Source organism: Membranihabitans maritimus (assembly GCF_021729145.1).
In the GTDB taxonomy this organism is placed as follows: Bacteria; Bacteroidota; Bacteroidia; order Chitinophagales; family Saprospiraceae; genus Membranihabitans; species Membranihabitans maritimus.
On record NZ_JAJSLW010000003.1, the window covers coordinates 312,606 to 325,130 of the forward strand.

At 41.5% G+C, this 12,525-nt stretch carries 9 protein-coding genes; 7 read left to right on the plus strand and 2 right to left on the minus strand.

From position 1 onward, the window contains the following. Positions 1-36: 36 nt before the first annotated feature. The 6 genes from LVD47_RS05190 to LVD47_RS05215 all read left to right on the plus strand — a co-directional run bounded on the left by LVD47_RS05190 (position 37) and on the right by LVD47_RS05215 (position 9,015). Complete coding sequence (locus tag LVD47_RS05190) at positions 37-1,971, plus strand: CBS domain-containing protein (RefSeq protein ID WP_236974490.1); 1,935 nt, start codon at positions 37-39, stop codon at positions 1,969-1,971. Positions 1,972-2,106: 135 nt separating this feature from the next. After that, positions 2,107-2,796: a hypothetical protein gene (locus tag LVD47_RS05195; RefSeq protein WP_236974491.1), complete on the plus strand. Its 690-nt coding sequence runs from the start codon at positions 2,107-2,109 to the stop codon at positions 2,794-2,796. A gap of 528 nt (positions 2,797-3,324) precedes the next feature. After that, positions 3,325-3,858, plus strand: coding sequence for a cysteine peptidase family C39 domain-containing protein (locus LVD47_RS05200; RefSeq protein ID WP_236974492.1), 534 nt, complete (start codon positions 3,325-3,327; stop codon positions 3,856-3,858). 113 nt (positions 3,859-3,971) lie between these two features. After that, complete coding sequence (locus LVD47_RS05205; protein WP_236974493.1) at positions 3,972-4,421, plus strand: hypothetical protein; 450 nt, start codon at positions 3,972-3,974, stop codon at positions 4,419-4,421. Positions 4,422-4,744: 323 nt separating this feature from the next. After that, complete coding sequence (locus LVD47_RS05210) at positions 4,745-7,693, plus strand: amidohydrolase family protein (protein WP_236974494.1); 2,949 nt, start codon at positions 4,745-4,747, stop codon at positions 7,691-7,693. A 14-nt stretch (positions 7,694-7,707) separates the two neighbouring features. Beyond that, positions 7,708-9,015: an amidohydrolase family protein gene (locus tag LVD47_RS05215; RefSeq protein WP_236974495.1), complete on the plus strand. Its 1,308-nt coding sequence runs from the start codon at positions 7,708-7,710 to the stop codon at positions 9,013-9,015. Positions 9,016-9,159: 144 nt separating this feature from the next. Here the strand turns inward: LVD47_RS05215 and LVD47_RS05220 are convergent, their stop codons facing one another. Both LVD47_RS05220 and LVD47_RS05225 read right to left on the minus strand, forming a co-directional pair. After that, on the minus strand, positions 9,160-10,266 hold the full coding sequence (locus LVD47_RS05220) for a DUF4221 family protein (RefSeq protein WP_236974496.1): 1,107 nt from the start codon (positions 10,264-10,266) through the stop codon (positions 9,160-9,162). 98 nt (positions 10,267-10,364) lie between these two features. Beyond that, a complete protein-coding gene (locus LVD47_RS05225; RefSeq protein ID WP_236974497.1) occupies positions 10,365-11,474 on the minus strand; it encodes a DUF4221 family protein in 1,110 nt (369 codons plus the stop codon). A 179-nt stretch (positions 11,475-11,653) separates the two neighbouring features. Between LVD47_RS05225 and LVD47_RS05230 the strand changes: the two genes are divergently transcribed. Beyond that, positions 11,654-12,313 (plus strand): DUF4294 domain-containing protein, encoded by a 660-nt coding sequence (locus LVD47_RS05230; protein ID WP_236974498.1) that lies wholly within the window; start codon positions 11,654-11,656, stop codon positions 12,311-12,313. Positions 12,314-12,525 lie beyond the last annotated feature (212 nt).

A 12,525-nucleotide genomic window follows, 5' to 3' on the forward strand; every position in this document is an offset into this window, starting at 1 on the left:
ATAATTACTATTTTTCGCATAGTAAAATCATGAAATATGGGCGATAATACAATTTCAAGGCTAATTTCAAAAGAAGAAAATCAAAATTTCATTATTGCCTTGCTAAAAGACCTGCATTGCCTCAAATACATGCTCGAAAATGACTGGTTTGAAAAAGACCCTATACGAATAGGTGCTGAACAGGAAATGGTTTTTGTGGATGAGTATTTCCGTCCCAACCCCATAGGTCCGGAGATTATAAAGAAATTCAGGAAAGCAGATTGGCTGACCTCGGAACTATCTAAATTCAACCTTGAAATTAATCTGACGCCCCAGTTATTTGAAGGACATGCATTTACCAATATAGAAAATGAAGTCAGAGGTCATTTGGATACATTAGCAGCTGCCCTTGAAAAACACAAATCCCAAATCGTATTAACCGGAATACTTCCCACCCTTCGGAAATACGACTTAAATATGAAAAATCTTTTTCCCAAAAGAAGATACCGATCCCTTTTATCAGCCATTAATGCACAAAGGGGAAGCAGGCAAGCATACGACCTTCGACTCCGCGGTATTGATGAATTGGTCGTACGACACGATTCCCCATTACTCGAAGCATGCAATACCAGTTTCCAGGTACATTTACAGGTCAGGCCGGATGAATTCCAGGAAATGTATAATATTGCACAGATCCTTACCGGACCTACATTGGCTATTTCTGCTAATTCCGCCGTAGTATTTGGTCGTCGATTGTGGCACGAAACACGCATAGCCCTTTTCCAGCAGTCCATAGACACCCGTACGATCAGGGATCACATGAGGGAAATGAGTCCACGGGTTATCCTGGGAAAACATTGGCTCAATAAAAGTATCGTGGAACTATTTCAGGAAGATATCGCCCGCTTCAGGGTTTTAGTGGGCACAAAAAACATTGAGGACTCCATCGAATTAGTCAAGGAAGGTAAAATTCCAACCTTAAAAGCATTACAAGTTCACAACGGTACGGTCTACAGATGGAATCGACCTTGTTATGGAATCAGCGATTCGGGAATGCCCCATCTCAGAATAGAAAACCGTGTCCTGCCAGCTGGCCCAACCGTCATTGATGAAATGGCCAATATGGCTTTTTGGCTCGGAGCTATGAAAGGATTACACAACGAATACGGAGACATCCGAAAACATATAGAGTTCGTCGACCTACGTGACAATTTTGCCAAATCAGCCCGTTACGGAATAGATTCAACTTTCAACTGGGTCAATGATCAAAAAATCAGTGTAACGGAGCTATTGGAAAAAGAATTAATTCCCCTGGCACGTGAAGGACTCCAAAGTCAAAACATTGCTCCTGACGATATTGACCGCCTCATGGGTGTAATGGAAGAAAGAACCGAAAAACACATGACCGGGGCGCGTTGGATGCTTCGTTCATTCAGTTCCCTGAAAAATGGTGTCGATAAGGAGATGGCCCAGACCATCCTAACCTCTGCAATGGTCAAAAACCAAAAATCCGAAAAACCAATTCATCAATGGCCTTTCCCCCGGGTAGAGGAATTTAAAGTAGAAAGTATGATAGCCTATAATGTCTCTGAATGTATGATAACGGATATTTTTACGGTCCGTCAGGATGATGTCATTGAAATGGTAGCCGAGATGATGATATGGAAACATATCAAGCAGGTTCCCGTTGAAGATAAAAAAGGAAACCTCGTAGGAATTGTTTCGTATAAACAAATCATCGAGGCTTTTCTCAAACAAAAACACGATGGGATACCCATTCTCACCGTGGGAGATATTATGGAAGCCGACCCCCTGGTTATTGGCCCTGAAGTTCCCGTCAGGAAAGCCATAGAAAAAATGGTGGAAAACCAAACAGATGCACTTGTTGTCGCCAATGAAAAAAATGAATTACTGGGCCTGATTTCGGAAATGGAAATATTGAGTATGGTCAATCGGTATTTGCACTCACAGACCGGAGACGGACAGGAATAACCGTACCTTAACACTATGTTTTATCGCTATCTATTTCTCATTCTTCTGCTAAATGTCGGCTGCAGTGGTCGCCGGTTGATCACCTTACCTCCCCAGCCCACCAATGCGCCTTCCGGGATCGCTTTTTACCGGCAAGTGACTCCGCTCAGTCTTGATGATCGTGAAGATGTTGCCCTTCACCAGATCCTGGACGGGAATATTCCGCAATTTCTACGTAGGTTTGTGCCTATACACACCCGTATGACCGATTCTGCCGGACATACCGTCCGCGCTACATACTGGGTGATGCCCGATTACTTGTCCGTTGGAGGCAACAGGGATTTTGCCCGCCTGCCCTTGACACCCATGACCGCCCAGCAAATAGCCGACAGCCTCCGTTGTTTCCTCCCCACTCGCAAAATGGTAGACGATATTTACAGGCAGGCAAGGGTAAGACCGGAGCCCGTGCCCATATATATATACCGTGACAGTGCCCTGATGTTCCTGAACCATCATTATATCATAGAAGGGCAGCGACAAAACCGTAAGGGACTGATTGCCGGGATCAAAAAAGATGTGGTGTTATCCGGAAAAATCTCCCGCGCCGGGAAAACCGACCGTGTGGCTATTTACGGCTGGCACCGGACCAACGGCCAACCCATTCAGCCTTTGTATACCGGGCATGTAAACCGGTATGTAGACTACAGCCACGGTATTCGGCTCGTATACCGGAAAGTAAGGGTCAACAGCAGATGGATGGACTACCGCGATGTACTGCAACACCCGGTATACCGGGCCCTGCTGTGCGATGAGGAATGGTGTGATTTCTTCAGGTATGGAGAATGAAGGCGGCAGTCCCGGGTAAATATGCACATTGTATATAATCCCATTGGTGGGGACGAGATCTGCCCCCCAGTTTTTTCACCACCCGAGACTTTGCCCTTGAACACAGACCTGATAGACCTTGGATGTTTGACCGATATTTATACATTCTTAAAGCGCACAAAACCTCCAGGGTTTACCACTATATATCTTCAATACTGACTCCCAGAATATTATATCTTGGTATAATCCGGATGCTTTAGCCTGCCAGCATAGACAGGCTAAAGCGTTCGAATTATATAAAAAAATAATAATTAATGCATACAATTATTTGAATTTTAAAATAATTGTACTATATTAACACAGTTTACAAAACTTAAAAAGATTCGACATAAAACACTTTTCTTTACGATTTTTCTGATTTTATCGGTAGTAAGATGTACTGAGGATAGTGGGTTTAATGGATATGATTTCAACAATAATCTTCCCAAATCCGAATCTACAGATTATGCTCTGAGCGAACCATTGACAGCTATATTATATCCCGGGAAGATGCAATACAAATGGCTCAAAAACCACTTTCGCATAGATACCGAAATGGCGGATCGGACCGCAAAAGAAAAAAATCTAACAAAATTTCAACAATTAACGATTCCGTCACAGATGAAACGCTTATATACACCCTGGAGGTTATGTGGATCGGCTATGAGCTCTAACTACGGAGTCTTTAGTACATGCAATACGTCTACTCATCCCAATGATATAGGAGATGGTCTGGATGGGTTTGGGTATACCCATGATGGGAAGGGAGACCTGGACGACCGGTACGACCAGATCAACCTTGATTTGCAAAACGGGTATCCCGTTATTCTATCCGGGGCAGTAACCAGCTTAACACCGTGGGAAAATTGGCATATTTGGCTGACAGATGGCTATAAACATAGTGCGTACTGGTCATGGACAGCGAATGGAAACTGCGGAGGGGATCCGCATTACGGGTCCAGCCCGGCCTCCTGTGGCGTGTGTCCTGATTGTGTAGACTGCCATTACATCGGTTCTCGAGAATGGCATATGAGTTGGGGGTGATCCTCTACCAGTAGTAACGGTTGGTATCATGCCAGTCGAAGTCAAATAGGAGCCTATAAGCGCTACATGCGCACGTATACCAAAAATCGTCCGTAATTTAAATATTGATAGCTATGAAAACCGTTAAGATTTTAATATCATGTGTTACAGCCTTGTTGCTAAATTCCTCCGCTTGTACCACAGAAAAAAATTTATTTAAAAATGATATGTGGACCTGGCATTGGCAAAAAGTTTCCGACACGTCCTACTTCTTTTCCCTGGGTTCCAAACCCATCGGTAGAAATGAGATCTGGACCCCACAGTTTTTTTTCTCCACCCGGGACAGCATCTTTTCCAATTTCCATATGGAGAACTTAGAAGACTTTGACCACAAAGAAAGGTGGGAATTAATCAAAACAAGTGAAGACCAATATATCGGGATTCAGGAACTCGACGATGAGTTGATCGAAGTTTTCGGTCCGGTGGAAGACACCCGGGACTTCGACCTGGAACACGCCATGTACCGTAGAATGGCTGATGACGCCCATCCCCCTTTTAGCGACTCCATTCTTTACAGTGAGTAGAAGGCTTGTCCTCCGGGAACCATTAAGACTCTTCTAATAAATTAACAGGCTTACAGGATCAAACTTCAGGGACTAAACTTATATAACAACAATATTCCACAAAAAGCATTCGCATGGTGAAAAAATATGCATTAACAATCAGTCCGTTGGGTAAGCATGTATAAAAATTAACATTCTAGAATAGAACGATAGGGATATGAACAGTAAATTTTGACGAATTCAATAATTTGACTTAAGTGGTTCATCGCCATTTATGTGCCTTTGTGGTTAAGAAATTCTAATCAAATTTTACTAAATTCACATAGTTATCAAGCAAAACATACATGAAAAAACTCATCTACTTTTTCCTATTTTTGTCACCGTTATTCCTCAAAGCACAAGAAACGTTTCCTGAAAACGGTGCCCCGCATGAGAAAGAGGGTCATTTTGCCTTTACCAATGGGGAAATCCACATAAACTCTGACCAGGTTATAAAAGATGGCATCCTAATCATAAAAAATGGAAAAATAGTCGATGTAGGTGACGATCTGACAATACCTGCAAGTGCCATAAAAATCAACCTTCGCGGAATGCATGTTTACCCCTCATTTATTGATTTGCAAACTTCTTTTGGTATTCCACCTGCACCATCACCCCATAGACCTTCCAAAGAGCAATTACTCTCCAGTAAAAAAGGCCCCTACAGCTGGAACGAGTCTATTATTCCCGAATACAGATCTCAGGATGAATTTATTTTCGATGAGAATCAAGCCAAAAAATGGAGAAACATTGGATTTGGAACGGTACTTAGCCATCGAAGAAACGGCGTTGTACGGGGCTCGGGTTTACTTACTACACTGGATAATTCGAGACCTCACCTGTCTATCCTTAATCCCTTAGCATCAAGCCACCTGGCTTTTAGCAAAGGGGCTAGCAATCAAACATACCCTACTTCTTTAATGGGCATGATTGCCCTTATCAGACAGCTTTATCTAGACGGTGAATGGTACAAAATACAGGGGAATGAAAAAGAAACCAACCTTTCCCTGCAAGCCTGGAATGAGCTGCAAAATCTTCCGCAAATCTTTGAAGTCGGTAATAAACTGGAAGTTCTCAGGGCCGCAAAAATTGCCAAAGAATACAACAAAATCTATATTATCAAAGGCAATGGCACAGAATACCAACGCGCAGATGCCATTAAAAAGACCGGAATGCCACTTATCGTTCCCGTAGATTTTCCGGAACCATATGACGTGGAAGATCCCCTAAATGCTGATTTGGTTTCCCTGGAAATGATGAAACACTGGGAATGGGCCCCTTCAAATCCGGGAATACTTGAAGAAAAGGAAATATCATTTGCGATTACATCAGCAGGTCTGAAAGAGGAAAAGAAGTTTCTAACAAATATACGAACAGCCATTCTAAACGGGCTATCTGAAAAAACCGCATTAGATGCGTTGACTATCCTTCCCGCGAAATGGTTGGGAGAAGAAGATCGGTTGGGACAACTACAACAAGGATTTTTGGCCAATTTTTTTATTTCAGACCACCCAATCTGGGATGAAGAAGCACAAATTATTGAAAACTGGATACAAGGCAATCAATATAAGGTTCAGGACCGCCCCAATCCAATCGTTGGGAATTCATACAACCTGCTAATAGGTGAGAATTCATATGAATTCACCGTACCTGAGAAAGGGGAAAAAATAAAATTAATCGATGAGGACAGTGCATCTCTCACCGGAGAAATTTCTATGGAATTTAACCGGGTAAATATTATATATTCTACTCCCCAAAATGAATACATTCGATTATCGGGCATAGCCAAAGGAGACCGTATCGAAGGAGATGCTTTGCTCCCTTCATCCGAGTCTGTAAATTTTGTTGCCACCCTTCAGAAAGATAACAAATCAGAAAAAGTAAAAGAAAGGACAGAAAGCCCTGAGTCTGATAAAACACCTTTATTGTACCCCTTCACAGCCTATGGAAGACAAGAAATACCTGAACAAAAGACCTATTTGATAACCAATGTAACCGTTTGGACCAACGAAAGTGAAAGCATTTTGGAAAATACTGATGTACTTGTTCAGGATGGGAAAATTAAAGACATCGGAAGTATACGAAAACCACGCAAAGCTGTAGAGATTGACGGGACAGGGATGCACCTCACTCCAGGGATTATAGACGAACACAGCCATATAGCAATCAGTCGGGGTGTCAATGAAGCTTCCCAGGCCAGTAGCGCAGAGGTACGCATTGGTGATGTCATCAATTCCGAAGACATTAATATATACAGGCAGTTGGCAGGTGGCGTCACCACCTCACAACTCCTTCACGGATCGGCCAATCCTATCGGAGGTCAATCGACTCTCATTAAATTACGCTGGGGTATGACGCCGGAAGAATTAAAGTTCGAAGGGGCTGATAGCTTTATCAAATTTGCATTGGGTGAGAATGTCAAACAATCCAACTGGGGCGAACGCAATACTGTCCGGTTTCCACAGACAAGAATGGGAGTAGAACAGGTATATGAAGATTATTTTACAAGGGCACGTGAATACGGTGAAAATAAAAACGGTACGAAACCCTACAGAAAGAACCTGGAACTCGAATGCCTGTTGGAAATCCTAAAAAGCGAACGATTTATTACCTGCCATAGTTACGTACAAAGCGAAATAAATATGTTGATGCATGTAGCAGAAAAATTTGGTTTTCGCGTAAACACTTTTACACATATCCTGGAAGGATATAAGGTAGCAGATAAAATGGAAAAGCACGGTGCCGCCGGGTCCACATTCTCGGACTGGTGGGCCTATAAATACGAGGTAATTGACGCCATACCCTATAATGCAGCGATTATGAATAAAGCAGGCGTCAATACATCCCTCAACTCAGATGATGCAGAAATGGCCAGGCGCCTGAATTCTGAAGCGGGTAAAACGGTTAAGTACGGTGGATTGTCTGATGTAGAAGCCTTAAAACTGGTAACACTAAACCCTGCTAAAATGCTCCATATCGATGATCGAGTTGGCAGCATTGGTATCGGAAAAGACGCAGATATAGTCCTTTGGAACGGTCCTCCCCTTTCTAACTTTTCACGAGCCGAAAAAACATTTATCGACGGAAGAATTTACTTTGACCGGGAGGAAAATGAAAAAAAAGCCCAACAAATAAAAGAAGAAAGAGCACGGCTAATTCAAAAAATGTTGCAAGCAAAAAAAGGTGGTAAAAATGTTCAGAAACCACAACTGAAAAAGCAAAAAGAATACCATTGTGAAACCATTGGAGAATAAAATCCTTGAAAATTATGACTAAAAATTATAAGATTTTGCTAGCGATAATTATTTCCTCCATTATCGGAGCGAACAATACGGTTACTGCCCAAGGCTCACCTGCTGATTCACAATCCCTATCCATGGCGCTACAGGGTGGAACTATTCATATTGGGAATGGTGAAATTATCGAAAACGGAACAGTTGTATTTGAAAAAGGGTTAATCACGTATGTGGGCGATGAGAATCAGCAAGCAGAGAAAAACATAGATGTAAGCGGTCAACACATTTACCCGGGGTTGATCGCACCCAATACCCGATTGGGAATTACAGAAGTGGATGCCGTCCGATCTACCCGTGACTTTGCTGAAGTAGGCCAATATAATCCTCATATCAGGGCTTTGATAGCCTATAATACGGACTCCGATATTATTCCTACTGTCCGTTCCAATGGAATACTACTGGCTGAAATCACACCTTCCGGAGGGATAATTTCCGGTCAATCTTCGATCGTACAGCTCGATGCCTGGAACTGGGAAGACGCGGTTTACAATTCCGGTTCAGATGAATACAAGCCTGCAGGTATTCACCTGAATTGGCCATCACCCTATAAATACGACCGTTCCATCAACGCCACCACTGCCAATGATTCATATAAAGAAAATGTAGATCGCATTTACAAAGAATTTGCAGAAGCCCGAGCCTACCAGAAAATAGAGGGTACACCTGACCCGGAGAACTTGAGATTCGAAGCCATGGCACCAGTATTCGATAAATCCGTGCGGGTTTTTGTCCACGTCAATCACAAAAAAGGCATCCTGGATGTTATTCAATTTGGCGAAAGCTTTGGCTTGAAAATTGTAATTACCGGTGGAAATGAAGCCTGGAAAGTAGCAGACTACCTTGCAGAACAAGAGGTCCCTGTAGTAATCAATGCTACCCAGCGTTTACCTCAATCTGATGACTCCAGTATCGATCAACCGTTTAAAATGGCCAGCATCCTTGAAGATGCCAATGTCCTCTGGTGTTTTTCACATCACGGATCATGGGAACAGCGCAACTTACCTTTTCAGGCAGGTCAGGCAGTAGGATTCGGACTCGACCAGGAAGCTGCCATTCGCGCATTGACATTGAATACAGCAAAAATTTATGGTATCGACCAAACACTTGGTTCCATTGAAAAGGGTAAAGACGCTACCATCGTTGTCAGCGATGGTAACATTATGGATCCCCAATCCAGTATTATTTTACACGCTTTCATCAATGGCCGAACCATTGATCTCGACAATAAACACAAAGAATTATATCGAAAATTCGGGAGTAAATACGGGATATTGGATTGAGTAAGTATTTAAAGTGAACTAAAGTACTTGAAGTGTCTAAATACAGGAGAAGCTAGCTTGAGGCTTGTAGCTTGAAACTTGGGGCTTGATGTCCGTTCCGGCTTCAGCTTCAGACTTCTGACTAAAAGCTTATGGCTCAAAGTTTCACTCCACCACCTTATATCGTTCCAACAACTGATATCCCGTCTCTTCCTGTGGGATCGGATAATAAAAATATTCTCCGCCAAAGGTAAATGGCCTTCCATTATTTGGAAACACCTGATACTTTGAAAAATTGGCATTATAAATAATGATAAATCCATCTTTGTTTTTCGAGGTATCTAATTGGGGTTTTGTACCTTGTTGAATAAAATATTTCCCGTTTAAAACCGGCAAAGCTATCGAATACATCGGGTTCGAATTATAGTACTCTCTCCTCGATTTATATTTTGCTTCATTATAGGGTCCGCTTGTCGGAAATGAATTATTATTGACCTTTTGATACAAATCCCCATTTAAATCGTATAAATATAAATCCGCGGAATAACCATAATTTATTAAAATTTTGTCCCTAAAAAATCGAATATGCGGTAACGGATTGTAGCCTTCCCAATCCTTCTTCATCTCTTCCGGAAACTGAATATCCAATGCGTGGTAAGTTTCATCGATTAAATCATAATATCCAATTACAGGATATTGAAAATCCCTGCGGGTATGGTCTTCACGAATAAGTGCAAAATACAACTTATCATCGTGATAATAAATCCCATTATAGTGAAATACAGCATAAGCATTTAATCCGTTGAACACCGAGTCTTCTTTAAAGGCATCTTTCAATTCAATAAACAATTCCCGTTCCCCCTCTCCATTGACCATAATCAGGCGGTTCGGGGTATTTTGCAAGACAAAAATAGAATCCGGATTGTGGTAATATATCCCTCCTACCATATTAGGAGTGATCTCATTTGGTCCGTCTTCATATAATTTCAAAGACGATTGATATTCCATTTTCTTTGTGTCCAGGAAATAGAGTGTATGCTGTTTCATGTCCAACCCCGTAAACAATCCCCGGTCGGAATAATCCTGGGACCACACGAGGTAAGGGAAAGCCGGAGAAGTTCCCGGGGTCATAAGCTTCACCGTGTCGACCTCCAAAGAAAAATCTTCCGTAAGTTCCGGGGTAATCACCAAACTACCTTCTCCTCCCTCCTTATCCCTGCATCCAAAAATCAGTGAAACAAGGAAAGCAATAAATAAAATTAATTTTCTCATCTGTCTTCAAAAGTATGTGTATAAAAGAATATCCTATCAACTTGACACTTACATGTCCAAGCTTTTGGCTTACAGCTTGCAGTTTATAGGTTGTAGCTTCATTCCACCACCCTGTATCGCTCCAGCAACTGATACCCTGTCTCTGCCTGCGGGATTGGGTAATAAAAGTACTTCCCCCCAAAAGTAAAGGGTCTTCCCCTGTGGTCAATCACCCGGAATTTCGAAAAATCTGAGTTATAAACGATGGTGAATTCATATATTTCTTTTTCAGGATCAGGAGGTTCGGGGCCTTTACCCGCTTGAATAAAGTAATTCCCATTTTCGAATGGTTCGACCGCATCATACGCCGAATTCTCCGCATAGTGTTCCGATTTCGTCTTTTTATTTACCGGATTATAAGGTTCACTTTCTCGAAAACGGTTATGACCTGCAATTTCGTTGATTATATTTCCCTCTAAATCATATATATATAAGTCAGCAGAATAACTGTAATTAATATAAATGAATTCCTTATAATAACGAATATTCGGAAAAATATCGTAGCTCTCCGGAGCATCTTTCATTACCTCCGGAAACTGAATGTCCAAAGCCTTAAACTCTTCGGTATTTAAATCATAATATCCGATTACAGGATATTTATTATCTCTGCGAGTGTAATCTTCCCTTATTAACTCAAAATATAATTTATCGTTCATGTAATAGATTCCGTTCCAATAATACATTGAATATGCATTCAATCCTTCAAAAACGGGATCTCCTTTAAAAACCTTTTTCAATTCAATAAACAATTCCCGTTCTCCCTCCCTATCAATCATCATCAGGCGATTGGGTATATTTTGCAATACAAATATGGAATCGGGACTGTGGTAGTAAAATCCCCCCACCATCAAAGGAGTGATCTCATTTGGTCCGTCTTCATATAATTTCAAAGACGATTGATATTCCATTTTCTTTGTGTCCAGGAAATAGAGTGTATGCTGTTTCATATCCAACCCCGTAAATAATCCCCGATCGGAATAATCCTGGGACCACACCAGGTAGGGAAAAGCCGGGGAAGTGCCTGGAGTCATCAGCTTTATAGTGTCAATTTCGAAAGAAAAATCTTCCGTGGGTTCCGGCATAGACACCAAACTATCTTCTCTATCCTTCTCATCCTGGCATCCAAATAGTAAAACCAGGAAAGCAATAAATAAGGTTAATGTTCTCATCTGTCTTCAAAAGTATATTGTGCAATAAATATACAAAAAAATTATTCCTTCTTCTCCATCCCTACTTATATAGGACATTCATTAAAATTTACAGATATTTGTGCCTCTTGTATCCTAAAAAATAATCAATTTTAACATTGCGTTGTATACTTGGATAAAAGTCTATACGTCTTACACACATGAAGCAAATACTTATCAAAATATTGGTTTTGATTTTCGCCATTCCCTCTTTTGGCCAAAAAAAACAGGAATTATCGAAAGACCCTGTGTCCCATACAGACACTATACCTGGTAAGGATTCTTCTCCTATTGAAGAATTGGAGATTAATGGAGAAATTGTAGAAGTAATTATAGAAGACGGAGATACAATATTACTATCGGAATTTCAGGAAATAAGTGTCACTTCCAAAAGAAAGTTTGCCTCTAATGAAGAATACAGGCGGTATTTGATTTATAGAAAATACGCACGGGATGTTTATCCCTTCGCTGTGGAAGCGATTGGGACATTTCAAACGGTTAGCGAAGTCACTGAAGGCCTGAGTTACTGGAAAAAGAAAAAATACGTGCGACGTGTCCAGGACCAATTGTTTAAAAAGTTCGAAGAACAGTTCAAAAACCTGACGAAAACCCAGGGGAGAATTCTGATTCACATGATTGAAAAAGAACTGGATACTCCCATGTACGAATTGATCAAAGACACCCGTGGATGGGTAACCGCCAATTATTGGCAGGTCTTGAGTTCTTTTTTTGAATACGACCTCAAGGCGGGGTATATAGTGGGGAAAGACCCAATCATGGATATGGTCCTCAACGATTTTGACCTTAGGTTTAATGAATGACCGAATATAGTCCTCCCTAAGGGAGGACCAAATGTCCTAAATGGACATTTGATGAGGGAACCGAGGGTTCCACCCTGAGGCTAACGCGTTAATTTCATGATTACATTTAAATCCTGACATTAGGAGAAAATTATTCCGCCTCGAGGCTTGTTCTACTCTCCTACTATACAATAATTCCTAAATGGACATCTGATGACAGAACCGAGGGTTCC

Coding starts and splice junctions, on each gene's coding strand:
- LVD47_RS05190 (WP_236974490.1), top strand. CDS start 37: ATGGGCGATAATACAATTTCAAGGCTAATTTCAAAAGAAGAAAATCAA.
- LVD47_RS05200 (WP_236974492.1), top strand. CDS start 3,325: ATGCAATACAAATGGCTCAAAAACCACTTTCGCATAGATACCGAAATG.
- LVD47_RS05205 (WP_236974493.1), top strand. CDS start 3,972: ATGAAAACCGTTAAGATTTTAATATCATGTGTTACAGCCTTGTTGCTA.
- LVD47_RS05210 (WP_236974494.1), top strand. CDS start 4,745: ATGAAAAAACTCATCTACTTTTTCCTATTTTTGTCACCGTTATTCCTC.
- LVD47_RS05215 (WP_236974495.1), top strand. CDS start 7,708: ATGACTAAAAATTATAAGATTTTGCTAGCGATAATTATTTCCTCCATT.
- LVD47_RS05220 (WP_236974496.1), bottom strand. CDS start 10,266: ATGAGAAAATTAATTTTATTTATTGCTTTCCTTGTTTCACTGATTTTT.
- LVD47_RS05225 (WP_236974497.1), bottom strand. CDS start 11,474: ATGAGAACATTAACCTTATTTATTGCTTTCCTGGTTTTACTATTTGGA.
- LVD47_RS05230 (WP_236974498.1), top strand. CDS start 11,654: ATGAAGCAAATACTTATCAAAATATTGGTTTTGATTTTCGCCATTCCC.